This window comes from Rhodoplanes roseus, from assembly GCF_003258865.1.
GTDB lineage: Bacteria > Pseudomonadota > Alphaproteobacteria > Rhizobiales > Xanthobacteraceae > Rhodoplanes > Rhodoplanes roseus.
The window spans coordinates 1-13,345 of record NZ_NPEX01000166.1; the positions used below are offsets into that span (position 1 = coordinate 1).

Annotated in this window: 16 protein-coding genes; 8 read left to right on the forward strand and 8 right to left on the reverse strand. The window is 71.2% G+C overall.

What is annotated here, in order from left to right; translation table 11 throughout:
• Positions 1 to 32: 32 nt before the first annotated feature.
• Entirely contained in the window at positions 33 to 569 is a 537-nt protein-coding gene (locus CH341_RS20375) for a TRAP transporter small permease (protein WP_111420817.1), read from the reverse strand.
• A gap of 253 nt (positions 570 to 822) precedes the next feature.
• Positions 823 to 1,857 (reverse strand): DctP family TRAP transporter solute-binding subunit, encoded by a 1,035-nt coding sequence (locus CH341_RS20380; protein WP_111420818.1) that lies wholly within the window; start codon positions 1,855 to 1,857, stop codon positions 823 to 825.
• Between the two features lie 233 nt (positions 1,858 to 2,090).
• Here CH341_RS20380 and CH341_RS20385 point away from each other — a divergent pair, with 233 nt between their 5' ends.
• The gene (locus CH341_RS20385; protein ID WP_111420819.1) at positions 2,091 to 2,420 is read left to right on the forward strand and encodes a hypothetical protein; all 330 of its coding nucleotides are present in this window, start codon (positions 2,091 to 2,093) and stop codon (positions 2,418 to 2,420) included.
• A 99-nt stretch (positions 2,421 to 2,519) separates the two neighbouring features.
• Here the strand turns inward: CH341_RS20385 and CH341_RS20390 are convergent, their stop codons facing one another.
• Positions 2,520 to 3,614 carry a lysylphosphatidylglycerol synthase transmembrane domain-containing protein gene (locus CH341_RS20390; RefSeq protein WP_245431159.1) on the reverse strand — a complete coding sequence of 365 codons (1,095 nt, stop codon included), beginning with the start codon at positions 3,612 to 3,614 and terminating at the stop codon, positions 2,520 to 2,522.
• Between the two features lie 253 nt (positions 3,615 to 3,867).
• Between CH341_RS20390 and CH341_RS20395 the strand changes: the two genes are divergently transcribed.
• Positions 3,868 to 4,923: a glycosyltransferase family 4 protein gene (locus CH341_RS20395; RefSeq protein ID WP_111420820.1), complete on the forward strand. Its 1,056-nt coding sequence runs from the start codon at positions 3,868 to 3,870 to the stop codon at positions 4,921 to 4,923.
• Here the strand turns inward: CH341_RS20395 and CH341_RS20400 are convergent.
• Genes CH341_RS20400 through CH341_RS20410 form a run of 3 tightly spaced genes read right to left on the reverse strand, consistent with a single transcriptional unit; the run spans position 4,811 to position 6,683 of the window.
• The gene (locus CH341_RS20400; RefSeq protein WP_210208472.1) at positions 4,811 to 5,977 is read right to left on the reverse strand and encodes a hypothetical protein; all 1,167 of its coding nucleotides are present in this window, start codon (positions 5,975 to 5,977) and stop codon (positions 4,811 to 4,813) included. The genes CH341_RS20395 and CH341_RS20400 overlap by 113 nt on opposite strands.
• 52 nt (positions 5,978 to 6,029) lie before the next feature.
• Positions 6,030 to 6,326 carry a DUF2249 domain-containing protein gene (locus CH341_RS20405; RefSeq protein WP_210208473.1) on the reverse strand — a complete coding sequence of 99 codons (297 nt, stop codon included), beginning with the start codon at positions 6,324 to 6,326 and terminating at the stop codon, positions 6,030 to 6,032.
• 12 nt (positions 6,327 to 6,338) lie between these two features.
• Positions 6,339 to 6,683 (reverse strand): metal-sulfur cluster assembly factor, encoded by a 345-nt coding sequence (locus tag CH341_RS20410; RefSeq protein WP_245431160.1) that lies wholly within the window; start codon positions 6,681 to 6,683, stop codon positions 6,339 to 6,341.
• On the opposite strand from CH341_RS20410, the gene CH341_RS34345 reads away from it, so the two are divergent.
• On the forward strand, positions 6,682 to 6,858 hold the full coding sequence (locus tag CH341_RS34345) for a hypothetical protein (protein ID WP_170149734.1): 177 nt from the start codon (positions 6,682 to 6,684) through the stop codon (positions 6,856 to 6,858). The two genes, CH341_RS20410 and CH341_RS34345, sit on opposite strands and share 2 nt — an antisense overlap.
• Positions 6,855 to 7,109 (forward strand): DUF1858 domain-containing protein, encoded by a 255-nt coding sequence (locus CH341_RS20415; protein ID WP_111420822.1) that lies wholly within the window; start codon positions 6,855 to 6,857, stop codon positions 7,107 to 7,109. The genes CH341_RS34345 and CH341_RS20415 overlap by 4 nt, the downstream gene beginning before the upstream one ends.
• Before the next feature lie 155 nt (positions 7,110 to 7,264).
• On the opposite strand, the gene CH341_RS20420 is transcribed toward CH341_RS20415, so the two are convergent.
• Positions 7,265 to 7,963, reverse strand: a complete 699-nt coding sequence (locus tag CH341_RS20420; protein WP_111420823.1) for a Crp/Fnr family transcriptional regulator — start codon at positions 7,961 to 7,963, stop codon at positions 7,265 to 7,267.
• 96 nt (positions 7,964 to 8,059) lie between these two features.
• Positions 8,060 to 9,037 carry a LysR family transcriptional regulator gene (locus CH341_RS20425; protein WP_170149735.1) on the reverse strand — a complete coding sequence of 326 codons (978 nt, stop codon included), beginning with the start codon at positions 9,035 to 9,037 and terminating at the stop codon, positions 8,060 to 8,062.
• Positions 9,038 to 9,117: 80 nt separating this feature from the next.
• Here CH341_RS20425 and CH341_RS20430 point away from each other — a divergent pair, with 80 nt between their 5' ends.
• From CH341_RS20430 to CH341_RS20445, 4 genes are read left to right on the forward strand one after another with little or no spacing between them, the layout of a single operon-like run.
• Positions 9,118 to 10,026, forward strand: coding sequence for an HTD2 family dehydratase (locus tag CH341_RS20430; RefSeq protein ID WP_111420825.1), 909 nt, complete (start codon positions 9,118 to 9,120; stop codon positions 10,024 to 10,026).
• Entirely contained in the window at positions 10,023 to 11,255 is a 1,233-nt protein-coding gene (locus CH341_RS20435) for a CaiB/BaiF CoA transferase family protein (protein WP_111420826.1), read from the forward strand. The genes CH341_RS20430 and CH341_RS20435 overlap by 4 nt, the downstream gene beginning before the upstream one ends.
• The gene (locus CH341_RS20440; protein ID WP_111420827.1) at positions 11,252 to 12,235 is read left to right on the forward strand and encodes a Bug family tripartite tricarboxylate transporter substrate binding protein; all 984 of its coding nucleotides are present in this window, start codon (positions 11,252 to 11,254) and stop codon (positions 12,233 to 12,235) included. The genes CH341_RS20435 and CH341_RS20440 overlap by 4 nt, the downstream gene beginning before the upstream one ends.
• Before the next feature lie 40 nt (positions 12,236 to 12,275).
• Positions 12,276 to 13,145 (forward strand): HpcH/HpaI aldolase/citrate lyase family protein, encoded by an 870-nt coding sequence (locus tag CH341_RS20445; protein ID WP_210208477.1) that lies wholly within the window; start codon positions 12,276 to 12,278, stop codon positions 13,143 to 13,145.
• Positions 13,146 to 13,345 lie beyond the last annotated feature (200 nt).

Below are 13,345 nucleotides of genomic sequence, written 5' to 3' on the forward strand. Positions count from 1 at the left end.
GCGCCGTGCGGCGCCGATCGTCAGCATAGTCATCACAGCGGCTCGATCACGTCGTGCGAAGGGCGGCGGCGGGAGCGCAGCGTGCGGATCAGGTGCCCGACGGCGCGGCCGATGATCGCGAGCGCCAGCAGCGGCAGCGCGAGCGTGTAGATCCATTGCGGCTCGCCGAGGCCGGGCGACGTCACCTCGAAGCGGTACTCGTCCCACACCAGTCGGCCGCCGAGCCACACCAGCAGGCCGAACATCACGATGGTGGCGAGCGTCGCGATCACCTCGGCGGCGCGCTCGGCTTTCGGCGGCAGCAGGCCGGCGAAGAACACGATGCGGATCTGTCGGTCGGCCGCCGTGGCGATGCCGGCGCCCAGCATCGTCACCACCACCATCAGGGCGATGGAGAACTCCTCGGTGAAGGCGAAGGAGTAGTTGGTGAGATAGCGGGCGACCACGTTGCCGAGCGTGATCAGGCACAGGGCGGCCATGGCGGCCGCCGCCAGCACCTTTTCCACCGTGAGCGGCACCCGAACGGGCGGATCTTTTGGAGCGGCGAGCGGATCGGGATTTTCAGTCATGGCGCATGTGCTGGGCCGCTACGCCGCCCGGTCTCACGAAAGCTCTCGATCGCGGCCACCCCCCTCCCTGTCCCTCCCCGACAAGGGGGGAGGGAACGACAGAGGCGGACCGGCGTGGCGTTGAACATCGACTTGAAGATGGAGCTGTCGGTGGTGAGGCCCGGCGGTTTGCCGCGGCTTGCTCCCTCCCCCCTTGTGGGGGAGGGGTGGGGAGGGGGGTGCGACCCGACGGGCATCAGCGATTCACGGACGGTCACTGACGCCCGGCCACCGCCTTCTCGGCGGCGTCGACCAGCGGCGCGCCGATGCGGGCCTTCCACTTGTCGTAGACGGGGCGGGTGGCGGCCTGGAACGCCTTCAGCTCGTCGGGCGTCAGCCGGATCACCGTGACGCCGAGCGCCTCGATCGACTTCAGCGCGGCCGGGTCGTCCTCGGTGATGCCGGTGCGAGCCAAATGCTTGCTGTAGACGCCCGCCTCCAGCGCGGTCTCGCGAAGGAGCTTCTGGTCGTCGGCCGAGAACGTGTCCCACACCGGCTTCGACACCGCGAAGATCAGCGGATCGGCGACGTAGCCCCACAAGGTCAAGTGCTTCTGGCCGACCGTGTTGAGCTTGGCCGCGACGTAGACGGCGAGCGGGTTCTCCTGGCCGTCGACGGCGCCGGTCGAGAGAGCCGGCTGCGCGTCGGCCCAGCTCATCTGGGTCGGGTTGGCGCCGAGCGCCGTGAAGGTCTCGTTGAACAGCGGCGAGCCGACGACGCGGATCTTCAGGCCCTTGAGGTCGGCCGGGGTGCGGACATCGCGCTTGGAGTTGGACAATTCGCGAAACCCGTTCTCGCCCCAGGCGAGCGGCACCACGTCCTTGGCGCCGACGATGTCGAACAGCTTCTTGCCCGCCTCACCGCCCGTGATCGCGTCGATGGCGGCGTGGTCGGGCATCAGGAACGGCAGGGCGAACAGGTTGAGCTCCGCCACCTGGGGCGACCAGTTGATGGTCGAGCCGACCGCCATGTCGATGACGCCCTGGCGCATGGCGGTGAATTCCTTGGTCTGGTCGCCGCCGACGAGCTGGGCGCCCGGATAGACCTTCATGACGATGCGGCCGTTGGAGCGCTCGCGCACCAGCTCGGCCCAGCGCTGCGCCGACACGCCCCACGGGAACGGCGCGCCCAGCACGGTCGAGACCTTGTATTCGGGCTTGTAGGTCTGGGCGGTGGCAGGCTGCGGCGTCATCGCAGTCGCGGCCAGCATCGCGCCGAGGGCGAGCGCAGCGAACAGTCGCTTGGTCATGAAATGTCTCCTGCTGGTTCGGCGGAGGGGTTTTCGACCGTGTCGGGCGGGCCGTCCAGTCATTTTCTTGCAGGACGCGAGGACCGGGGCGATTTTCCGGTACTGCCGAAGGGGTGGGGCCAGCCGGCGGCGCTCGGGGCCGCCGCGGCGGTTGCAGCCCGGCGGGCCGGCATCCTCCGGATGGTCGGGCGCGGCACGCCGCGGTATCGAGGCCGGGCAACCGGGGGAGTGCGATGGGGACGCGGGACGAGACGATCTATTCGGTCATCGTGAAATTCGCCGACGACGGCTCGCTCGCCCAGTGCGCCGCCATCCGGCACGAGGGCAAGCTGTGGCTGGTGCCGGACTGGATCGACGATCCCGCCGCCCCGCTGATGCGCCCCGAGCGCATCGTCTGCATCGACGGCCTGCCGCTGAAACCCGGCGGCACGCTCGGAGAGCGGACGTTCGACTGGATTCTACGACCCGAGATCCCGAAGGCGCTGCTGACCGGTCCGATTCCGGACGCGCCCGGGCCGCTGGTCGTCATCGCCCGGCCGGATCTCGCGTTTCCGAGGTCGTGACCTGTTTCGTGTGTCTTGCGGTTGGATCGGGATCTGCTGGACGATTAATTCCGCGGGATGGGTCGGTGACGTGTTCGTCGCGGATATTGCGACAACGCCCTACGGCCGTTCCATCTCGCGGCGGCGGCGGATGCTCAGCACCACCTCGCGGATGCCCATGATGGTGAGCGAGCAGGCGAACGGCACCACGAAATACATCAGCCGGAAGATCAGCAGGCCGGCGATCAGCTCTTCCTTGTCGAAGAAGGGCAGGCCGACCAGCATGGCGGCGTCGAACACGCCGATCGAGCCGGGGGCGTGGCTGGCGAAGCCCAGAAGGGTCGCGGCGATGAAGATACCCGCCAGCGTGAAGAAGTGGATGTGCGGCTCGGCCGGCACCAGCATGAACATGGCGAGCGAGCAGAAGGTCAGGTCGGTGATGCCGATGCAGATCTGCAGCAGCGTCGAACGGCCGCCGGGCAGCCGCACGTTCAGCTTCTTGACGCCGATCGTGCGCGGCTTCGCCCACACCCAGGCGACCCAGCCGGCGAGGCCGACCAGCAGGCCGACGCCGATCAGCCGGTTCACGGCCGGCGCGAGCTGGTCGACGGCGCTGATGGCGCCCGGGTCGTACAGCATTGCCAGGCCCAGCACGGCGAGATTGCCGAGCCAGAAGGTCAGGCCGGTGATGAAGCAGATCTTCGCCACGTCGACGAGGCCGAGCCCCCAGGACGAGTAGATCCGCCAGCGGATCGCCCCGGCCGAGAACGCCGTCGCGCCGATATTGTGGCCGATGGTGTAGCTCGTGAAGCTCACCATGGCGGCGGCCCGATAGGGGATGTGCCGTATCCCGAGGGTGCGCAGCGCGAACCAGTCGTAGAGCGTCAGGGTGGCGTAGGCCATCGCGACGCACAGGCCGGCGCGCACCAGATTGCCGGGCGGAATGCTCTCGAGGCCGGTGCGGATCTCGTCCAGCGCGATGTCGCTCAGGACGTTGTAGAGCACGATCATCGACACCGCGATGATGGTGCAGGCCAGCGCGGCGCCGACCCAGTTCCAGCGGACCGCCGAGAGGATCGATTTGACGCGGGCGAGCCAGCCGCTCGTCCGGCCGGTGTTGGCGGCCGTGCCGTCGCGGGCGTCCGGGTCGCCGCCGTCGGGCGGGTCCGGGGTGTCGCCGGGCTCGGGTCTGGACTTCAGCAAGGTGTTCGACACACGCGTCTCTCGGGCCGACCGGCCGGGGCGCCCGGGGCGCGCGAACCGCGTCCGGCGAGCCCGGGTGTTTCACAGCCGTGCGACAGAGACACGACAGGGAGCAGCGACCTAGCACGCCCCGGCCCGGACGTCACGGACCCCGGCGGGCGTCATGGTCCCGTCAAGGGCGCGTCATAGACCTTCGGGGGAACAGAGGATGAATCGCGATGCGGCATCGTCGGGTGGAGCGCGAGGGCTCGAATCGGAGATCTGCATGCGGATCCTGATCGCGACCGACGCCTGGCACCCGCAGGTCAACGGCGTCGTGCGGACGCTGCGGTCGCTGGCCGGCGCGGTCGAGTCGCTCGGCGCCTCGATCGCGTTCCTCACGCCCGAGGGCCTGCGCACCGTGGCGCTGCCCAGCTATCCGTCGATCCGGCTGGCGCTGCCTCCGCCCGGCGAGATCGCGCGGCGGATCGACGCGATCGGGCCCGACATCGTCCATGTCGCCACCGAGGGCCCGATCGGCCATCTCGCGCGGCGGCACTGCCTGCGCACCGGCCGGCGCTTCACCACCAGCTTCCATACGCGGCTGGCCGACTACGCCGCGGCGCGCTGGCCGATTCCGGCCGACGTCACCTGGGCCTGGCTGCGCTGGTTCCACAATGCGGGATCGGCCACCATGGCGGCGACGCCCTCGCTGGTCGCCGAGCTGCAGGGGCGCGGCTTCCGCAAGGTGATGCGCTGGCCGCGGGGCGTCGATGTGTCGCTGTTCCGGCCGCGCTCCGAGGTGGATCTCGGGCTGCCGCGACCGGTCTTCCTCAGCGTCGGCCGGGTCGCGGTGGAGAAGAATCTCGACGCCTTCCTGGCCCTCGACCTGCCCGGCAGCAAGGTGGTGGTCGGCGACGGTCCGGCCCGCGCGGCTCTCGCGGCCGCCCATCCGGACGCGCTGTTTCTCGGCGAGCGGCACGGCGAGGCCTTGGCCGAGGTCTATGCGGCGGCCGACGTGTTCGTCTTCCCCAGCCGCACCGACACGTTCGGCCTGGTCCTGCTCGAGGCTTTGGCGAGCGGCCTGCCGGTCGCCGGCTTCCCGGTCGCGGCCACCCGCGACGTGGTGGGCGACGCCCCCGTCGCGGTGCTGGACGAGGATCTGCGCGCCGCCTGCCTGGCCGCGGCGGCGATCCGGCCCGAGCCGTGCCGGGCCTATGCGATGACGCTCACTTGGGACGAGAGCGCCCGCCGCTTCCTCGCCAATTTGCAGGGTGCGGGCGTGTGGACCGAGGCGCAGGGCCGCCTGGGCGACCGCCGCTCGCGCCTCGTCCGGGCGTGACGGCGGGCCGTCGCCGCACCACGCCGGTGACGATCAATGCGACGAAGCCGAGCAGCGCGACGAGCGTCAGCGGCCCGCTCCAGGCGCGCGCGGCGTCGTGTCCGCAGACGTCGCCGCCGATCCGCAGCAGGACCGAGGCGTGCAGCACGGCGAGGGGCCCGTAGAGCAGCGGCCGGTAGGCGATCCGCACTCTGGCGACGGCCGGCAGGATGATCAGCGCGTGGCCGAACACCATGGACAGCACGAAGCCGATCAGCACGGCGTGCAGGGCGGCGTCGTAGCCGAACGCGGTCGCGCCCGGCGGCATCGCGATCAGCAGCACGCCGGCGGCGCCGAGCCAAGCGTAGCCGGCCGCCATGCAGGCCGCCATGAAGCGGGTCTGCCCGGACTGGCGGATGGTGTGGCGCACCACGTCGTGGCGGACCAGCCAGACGGTGAGCAGCAGCAGAGCGAGACCGTAGGTCGGCGCCCCGCCCGGAGCGAACAGGCCGATCCAGGCGCCGACGGCCAGCAGGGCGACGCCGAGGCCGAACAGGATCTCGCTGCCGCGCCGCTTCTCCATCAGGCGGCCGAGCTCGAGCCGCTCGCCCGCGATGGTGAGGATCAGGAAGCCCAGCCACCAGCCGGCGACCTCGGGAATGCCGGCGCCCGTCATCCAATGCGCCGTGCCGGCGAGCCAAGCGAGCGCGCCTGCCTCCAGGGTGGCGTTGAACAGCGCCGGCTGCCGGACCGTGATCACCAGGGTCACGCCGGCGAGCGTCAGGGCGGACAGCGCATAGGCCGAGGCGCCGCCGACCGGCGGGGCGCCGCCAAGCAGGAGCACCGAGCCGAGAGCCGCGAAGGCTGGTGCCGCAAAGGCCCAGTCGCGGCCGAACGCCACGGCGCGCTCCAGGCCGATCACGGTCCCGAACAGGCCGCAGATCAGCAGTGCGCCGTGCAGATCGGCAACCCCGGCCCCGTGCGGCAGATCGAAGCCGATCCGCCACAGCCCGCCCCACAGGCCGCACAGCATGGACGCGACGGCCAGAGCGAGCAGCGCGACGCGCAGCCCCATGCGGGCCGCAGGTACGGCCGGAGCGGCTGCGGGCGGCGCGGCTGCGGACATCTCAGGCGGCGACACGGCTGATGCGGACACGCCAGACATCGGGGCCTTCCTCCAGATAGTCCCAGCCGAACTCGTCCGGATGCGCGATGGCGAGATACTCGCGCAGCGGCGCCGGATCGTGCGGCGCCGCGACCACCAGATTGGCGTCGCCCGGCAGGTCGGCGATGGCGCGGAAGATGACGCTGCGGCAGGAGCCGTGCGGCAGCGTGCGCACATCGATCAGGATGTCGCGTGGTGGCGTCGCGGAGCCGGAGCAGGAGCAGGTGCAGGTGGAGGTCGAGGCGGTGTCGGTGCTCATCGGATGGGTCTCTCAGCGGGTCCGGGGTGGGCGGCCGAGCAGGGCGAGGCCGCGATCGGTGATGCGGTCCGGATCCCAGGGCGGATCCCAGACCAGGGCGACGTCGATGTGCGGGATGGCCGGGAAGCGCTCGGCGAGTGCGTCGCGGGCGTCCTCCAGGATCATCTCGCCGAGCGGGCAGGCCCGCGCCGTCAGGGTGAGCTCGACCTCGACGACGTCGTCGGTGCGGCGCGCCGCGTAGACGAGCCCGAGATCCACGACGCTGAGCCCGACCTCCGGGTCGATCACGTCCTTCAGGCCGTCCATCACGTCGGGATCGAGCGTGTCGGCCGGCGATGAGGCTGAGAGAGTGGTCATGGACATCCTCGCGGTGACGCGAACAACCATGCCGATCCGCGGCCCGGCGGTCTTTGCCGGGGCACAAACTCCCGTGCGATGGCACCGTTCGATCGGCAGCTTGTGCCCGGACAAAGAGGCTTTCCGCGCCATGCGTTACGAGAGCAGCGTCGCAACGGCGCGGAGGCTCACATGACGATCCGATCGAACCGGCTGGTCGCGGACGTCCTCCACGACGCTCCGGCGACGCTCAGGGTCTTTCTCGACTTTCACATGCGGTGTGTCGGCTGCCCGATTGCGAGCTTCCACACGGTCGCCGACGCGTGCCACGAGCACGCCGTCGATCTCGAGCGCTTTCTGGCGGCCCTGCAAGCCGCCGCGGCCGGGCCGACCGTCGGCTTCGCGCCGCCGTTCACGGGGCGTGATCAGCCGGGCGAACGGGGATGACAGGTCTGTCTAGGCAAGCAAGTCCAATCGAATCGTCATGCCCGGCCTCGTGCCGGGCATCCACGTCTTGCAGGCTCGGCAGCAAGCGAGGCGTGGATGGCCGGGACAAGCCGGCCATGACGACGTTCGAGGTTGCGCGGTCGATCTCGAGCTGATCACTTCTCCGCGTCGTCGGCGATCAGCAGGAGCTGGTGCGGCTCGCGCACCGTGATCTTCTGGCGGCCGCTCTCGACCAGACCGCGGTCCTCCCAGGCGCTGATGATGCGGCTCACCGTGTGAAGCGTCGTTCCGGTCATCTCGGCGATGTCCTGGCGCGAGATCGGGAAGTCGATGCGCACGCCGGTCTCGACCTTGCGGCCGGCCTGCTGGGCGAGACGCAGCAGGGCGTGCGCGACCCGCCGCTCGACCTGCTCGGTCGACATCTCGACGACGCGCGTGTGCATCTCCTGGATGCGGCCGCCCACGGTGTGCAGGGTGTTGAGGGCCAGGGCCGGATGCGCGGCGACGAGGCGCGACCACGAGCCTGACGGCCATTGCAGGGCGACGCTGTCCACCACGGCGACCGAGGTTCCCGGATAAGTCGTTCGGCCGATCGCCGAGGCGACCCCGAACACCTCGCCGGGGGCGACGAAGCGCACCACCACTTGCTGGCCGTCCGGCGTCAGCTTGAACACGCGCAGCCGGCCGTGCAGCAGCACGAAGAAGGAATGCGCGTCGGCGTCCTGCTGGAAGACCGTCGTGCCCTTGGGATAGCGCACCGCCTGCGCCTCCTGGAGCAGCGCCTCGCGCTCCTGGGGCGGCATGCCGGCGAACAGCGGGACCCCCGCGACGAGGGCAGGGTCGATGCTCGCCATCAGGCACCTCTCGGCGGAACGAAAGCGGCGGGGGGCGGCGGACGCATGGCTTCTCCGGCGGGCTGTTCTGATTGGCGTTGCGCTCGGGCGAGCGTTCTAGCACGCCGGAGCGGGGGCGTCCTCGTCCGACGCCTCGGGCGGGCTCGGCGTCGGCGTGCCGGACCGCGGGCGTCCGAAGGTCGCGAGGATGTCGTCCATCAGATCCTGGGCCGCCGGCGACAGCATGCGGTCGCGCCGCCGCATCACGCCGATGGTGCGGGTCAGGGACGGCTGGCGCAGCGGCACGGCGACGACGCCGGAGGCGGCCTGCCCGGCGAGCGCCGATTCGGGTAGCGCGGTCAGCCCGGCACCGGCCGCCACCAGCGCGACCGCGGTGGAGAGATGCCGCACCTCGATTCGCCAACTCGCCTCCACCCGGGTCTGCGCGAGGCCCGCCGCGATGATGCGACGGTTCTCGCTAAGCGGGCCGATCGACACCAGCGGCTCCCGGTCGAGCTCGTCCCACGATACCGAGGGCCGGTCCGCCAGCCGGTGGCCGCGCGGACAGACCAGGAAGAACGGCTCCTCGGCGAGCGGGATGCATTCCACCTCCCACGGCTCGGAGCCGATAGCGGCCAGCGCGAAGTCGAGCCGGTTGGTCTCCAGCATGGCGCGGATCTCGGTCGCCGAGAGGTCGAACACCGTGATCTCGCCGCCGTGCCAGCGCTGTCGGTGGCGGGCCAGCGCGGCAGCGAGGTACCGGACGGCGAGGGTCGGCAGGCAGCCGACCTCGACATTATGACCGCGGCTGCGGTCGCCGGCGCGCCGCATCGCGTCCTGCAGCCGGGCGATGGCCGCCTGCGCCTCCGGCAGCAAGCCGGCCCCGGCCGGCGTCAGCCTGACCGGCTGCGAGCGGCGGACCAGGAGCTTTCGACCGACGATCTGCTCCAGCCGCTGCAGGCGGCGGGTCAAGGCCGGCTGGCTGATGCCGAGCCGGGCCGCTGCCCGGTGGAACGAACCGAGGTCGGCGACCGCGATGAAGGCCTCCAGGCCAGGCAGATCGAGGTACATGTTCTGATGATGCACACAATGCATCGAACTGTCATCTCGTTGCATTGGACGACGGGAGCGAACCTGTCGCATGCTCCCGGAAAAGCCGACCAGGAGGAGCCGCAATGTCCACGTCCGTGCCTGAAGCCGGGCAGTCCGACGCCAAGTCCCAGAACGATCTTCAGGCCTGGGTCGGCCGGCACGAGGTCGTGGAGGACGAGGCCGCCGCCGTCCTGGTCCGCCGGGTCGCGGCCCTCCTGGACCGGGATCCGTCTCCTTACGTCTCCGGTGCGGTCGTCCCGGAGAACTGGCATGTCGCGTTCTTCACGCCCCTCGCCGTCCAGTCCCAGATTGGTCCGGACGGGCATCCGCGCCGCGGCGACTTCCTGCCGCCCGTGCGACTGCCGCGCCGTATGTTCGCCGGACGCCGGCTGCGCTTCGTCGCGCCGATCCGCGTCGGGGCGGCGCTGCGGCGGACCTCGACCGTGACGGCCATCACGCCGAAACGCGGCCGCAGCGGCGAGATGGTGTTCGTGACGGTGGAGCACGCCATCACGTCGGACGGCACCCTCGCCGTGATCGAGGAGCAGGACATCGTCTATCGCGAGGAGGCGACCGCCGGCTCGAAGCCCGCCAACGGCGACGCGGCTGCCGAGGAGCTGCCGGAACCGACCGATCGCGAGGCCTTCGCCCCCGACCCGACCATGCTGTTCCGCTACTCGGCGATCACGTTCAACGCGCACCGCATCCACTACGACACGCCCTATACGCAGGGCGAGGAGGGCTATCCCAACCTCGTCGTCAACGGCGGCCTCACGGCGCTGCGGCTCGGCGAGCTCGCCAAGCGCAACCTGCCGGGCGGTCGGCTCGGCCGGCTGACCTTGCGCAACGTGCGGCCGTTCTTCCTCGGCCGAAAGGCCGAGCTGCGCAGCCGCTGGGAGCCGGACGGCCGGCTGTCGCTGTGGTCGGTCGACGAGCGCGGCCGCGTGCTCACCCAGGGCGAGGCGTTTTCCGAGCCCGGGAGCCCGGCATGAGCGCGTCCGAGCTCCGCCCGGAGAAGCGCGGCCCGCTGGCCGGCATCCGCGTCCTCGACACCACGGGAGTCGTGGTCGGGCCGATGGCGACCCTGATCCTGGCCGAGCAGGGCGCGGACGTGATCAAGATCGAGCCGCCCGAGGGCGACCTGATGCGCCGCCTCGGCGGCCGCCCGCGCAAGCCGGGCATGTCGCCGAAGTTCCTGCACTTCAACCGCAACAAGCGGTCGATCGCGCTCGACCTGAAGTCGCCGGAGGGGCGCGAGGTGATGGGCCGCCTCGCCGAGACGGCCGACGTGTTCGTGAGCAACATGCGGCCGCGCGCGCTGCAGTCGCTCGGCCTCACCTTCGAGGCGCTGTCGGCCAAGAATCCGCGGATCGTCCACTGCACCATCTCGGGCTTCGCCACCGGCGGCCCCTATGCCGGTGCGCCGGCCTACGACACCATCATCCAGGGCCTGTCGGGGGTGGCGGCCTGCCACGCCGAGGTGTTGGGCGAGCCGCGCTTCGCCCCCTTCGTGCTCACCGATCATCTGGTCGGCATCGTCGCGGCGCAGGCGATCTGTGCCGCCTTGCTGGGGCGGGAGCGCACCGGCGTCGGCGAGGCGATCGAGGTGCCGATGTTCGAGAACGCCGCCGCGTTCGTGTTGTGCGAGCATCTCGACCAGCGCACCTTCGAGGCCGGCGGCCACATGGGCGATCCGCGCATCATGACGCCCGACGCCCGCCCCCTGAAGACCCGCGACGGCTACATCTGCGTCTCCGCCAACACCGACGTGCAGGCCCGTGCCTTCTTCGACGCGATCGGCCGGCCCGAGCTGAAGACCGACCCGCGCTTCGTCAGCGTGACGGCCAGGCTCGCCAATGTTCGTGACTATTTCGCGGTGCGGACCGCGGCGATGGCCGAGCGCACGACCGCCGAATGGGTGGAGATCCTGCGTCGCCACGACGTGCCGGCGATGCCCTATCATACGCTGCACAGCCTGCTCGACGATCCGCAGCTCCGCGGCTCGGGCGTGCTGACCGACGAAGTCCAAAAAAACCAAGACGGCCAGGAGGAAACCATGCTCGGACTGAGGCATCCCAATCGCTATTCAGGAACCGGCGTTCCGGAGTCGCGGCTCGCGCCGCGCTTCGGCGAGCACGGCGACGAAATTCTGGCCGAGCTCGGCTACGGCCCGGACGACAGGCGGCGGCTCGGCGGCCGTGACGCGGACGCCGCGGAATGAGGCGCCGCGATCTGCTGGCCGGGGGTGCCGCGATGCTCGCGGCCGGCCCCGGCATTCGGTCTGCCCGGGCTCAGGGCGACACCTGGCCGTCGCAGACGATCCGCCTGATCGTTCCGTTTCCGCCGGGCGCCGCCAACGACACGCTCGGCCGGGCCGTGGCGGACCAGCTCGCCCCGCGGCTGGGCAAGCCCGTGGTGGTGGACAATCGCAGCGGCGCCGGCGGTTCGATCGGCTCGGCCGCGGTCGCGCGCGCCGCGCCGGACGGCTACACGCTGCTGCTCGGTCATATCGGCACGCTCGCCGTCAATCCGGCGATCTATCCGAAGCTGCCCTACGACCCGGTGAAGGATTTCGACCCGGTCGCCATGATCGCCAGCGTCACCAATGTCATGGTGGTGCATCCGGCGCAGCCCTTCCGCGACCTCCAGTCGCTGGTCGAGTTCGCGCGGAAGAATCCGAACCGGCTGCGCTACTGCTCGGCCGGCAACGGTAGCGCCGGCCATATCGTGATGCTGGCCTTCCTGCAGGCGACCGGGGTGCAGATGGAGCACGTGCCCTATCGCGGGCTGGCGCAGGGCCTGACCGACCTCGTGGCCGGCGTGGTCGAACTCACCATCGGCGGTGCGCCCACCGTGATGCCGCTGGTCAATCAGGGGCTGCTGCGCGCCATCGGCGTCTCCAGCCCGAAGCGCATGGCGAGCCTGCCGGACCTGCCGACCGTTGCCGAGACGGTGGCGCCGGGCTTCGACGTGCGGCCCTGGTACGGCATCGCGGCGCCGGCCGGCACGCCGCCCGAGATCGTCAAGCGGCTCAACACCGAGATCAACGCCATCGTCGAGACCCCGGCCGTGAAGGCGCGGCTGGAGCTGGAAGGCGCCGATCCCACCCCGATGGCGCCGGCCGCGATGGCCAGCTTCATCAAGTCCGAAGTGCAGCGCTGGGGCGACCTGATCCGGGCCGCCGGCGTGACGGCGCAATGAGATGTTCGGGCGGCCCGAGCGGCCGTCCAGGGAGGCCCGATTGCAAAAGTCCGACCGCGCTGCGCCGTGGCGCTCGCTGATGTACGTGCCGGCGAATGTGCGCCGGTTCGTCGACAAGGCGCCGCAGGCCGGCGCGGACGCCGTGATCCTGGATCTCGAGGACAGCGTGCCGGCCGCCGCCAAGGAGGCGGCACGCGACGGGCTTGCCGAGGCGGTCGGCATCGTCCGGCAGGGGCCCTCGCAGGTGCTGGTGCGCATCAACCGGCCGCTGCCGCAGGCGGTGCGCGACCTCGAGGCGGCGGTCGCGGCAGGCGCCGACGGCATCGTCCTCACCAAGGCGATGGGGCCCGAGCACGTCGTGCTGATGGCCGAGACCCTCGACCTGCTGGCGCCGGTGCCGGTCGGCGGCCGCGGCGTCGTGATGGTGCCGATCATCGAGACGGCCGAGGCCGTGCCGCTGATCGGGGCGATCGCGGCCGCCTCGCCGCGGGTCGCCGGCATGCTGTGTGGGGCGGAGGACCTGGCCGCCGAGCTGGGCTGCGCGCCGGACGACGAGATCGTCTCGGCGATCAAGCGGCAGATGATCATCGCCTGCGCGGCGGCCGGCATCGCGCCGCTCGGGCTGCTCGGCACGGTCGCCGATTTCCGCGATCCGGAGGCGGTGCGCGAGGTGGCGCTGCGCTCCCGCCGCGCCGGCTTCACCGGCGCGACCTGCGTGCATCCCTCGATCGTGCCGGTGCTGAACCAGGCCTTCGCCCCGACCGAGGCGGAGCTCGCGCTGGCGCGCCGGCAGGTCGAGGCGGCCGAGGCCGCGGCGCGCGAGGGGCGGGGCTCCTTCGCGGTCGACGGTCGCATGGTGGACGAGCCGATTCTCAGGCGCGCGCGGCGCATTCTCGCCTCGGTGCGCTGAGGGCCACCCGGCCGGGTGGTTTGCAGGGCGGCGGAAACTCGCTAGACAGCGACGCCCGCCGGCCCGGCGCGGCGCGCCGGGCGGGCCACACCACGGATACGCCCATGCCCTCCGTCCGCACCATCTCGTCCGTCCGCCGTCTCCGCGGTCTGCTCGCGGTCCTCGCGTTGTTCCTCGCCGGCCTGCCTGCGCAGGCCGCG

Excerpts from the sequence above, each read along its gene's own strand:
- CH341_RS20375 (WP_111420817.1), bottom strand. The coding sequence starts at position 569 with ATGACTGAAAATCCCGATCCGCTCGCCGCTCCAAAAGATCCGCCCGTT.
- CH341_RS20410 (WP_245431160.1), bottom strand. The coding sequence starts at position 6,683 with ATGACCACTCTCTCAGCCTCATCGCCGGCCGACACGCTCGATCCCGAC.
- CH341_RS20395 (WP_111420820.1), top strand. The coding sequence starts at position 3,868 with ATGCGGATCCTGATCGCGACCGACGCCTGGCACCCGCAGGTCAACGGC.
- CH341_RS20425 (WP_170149735.1), bottom strand. The coding sequence starts at position 9,037 with ATGCATTGTGTGCATCATCAGAACATGTACCTCGATCTGCCTGGCCTG.
- CH341_RS20435 (WP_111420826.1), top strand. The coding sequence starts at position 10,023 with ATGAGCGCGTCCGAGCTCCGCCCGGAGAAGCGCGGCCCGCTGGCCGGC.
- CH341_RS20405 (WP_210208473.1), bottom strand. The coding sequence starts at position 6,326 with ATGAGCACCGACACCGCCTCGACCTCCACCTGCACCTGCTCCTGCTCC.
- CH341_RS34345 (WP_170149734.1), top strand. The coding sequence starts at position 6,682 with ATGGACATCCTCGCGGTGACGCGAACAACCATGCCGATCCGCGGCCCG.
- CH341_RS20415 (WP_111420822.1), top strand. The coding sequence starts at position 6,855 with ATGACGATCCGATCGAACCGGCTGGTCGCGGACGTCCTCCACGACGCT.
- CH341_RS20385 (WP_111420819.1), top strand. The coding sequence starts at position 2,091 with ATGGGGACGCGGGACGAGACGATCTATTCGGTCATCGTGAAATTCGCC.
- CH341_RS20440 (WP_111420827.1), top strand. The coding sequence starts at position 11,252 with ATGAGGCGCCGCGATCTGCTGGCCGGGGGTGCCGCGATGCTCGCGGCC.
- CH341_RS20380 (WP_111420818.1), bottom strand. The coding sequence starts at position 1,857 with ATGACCAAGCGACTGTTCGCTGCGCTCGCCCTCGGCGCGATGCTGGCC.
- CH341_RS20400 (WP_210208472.1), bottom strand. The coding sequence starts at position 5,977 with ATGGGGCTGCGCGTCGCGCTGCTCGCTCTGGCCGTCGCGTCCATGCTG.
- CH341_RS20430 (WP_111420825.1), top strand. The coding sequence starts at position 9,118 with ATGTCCACGTCCGTGCCTGAAGCCGGGCAGTCCGACGCCAAGTCCCAG.
- CH341_RS20420 (WP_111420823.1), bottom strand. The coding sequence starts at position 7,963 with ATGGCGAGCATCGACCCTGCCCTCGTCGCGGGGGTCCCGCTGTTCGCC.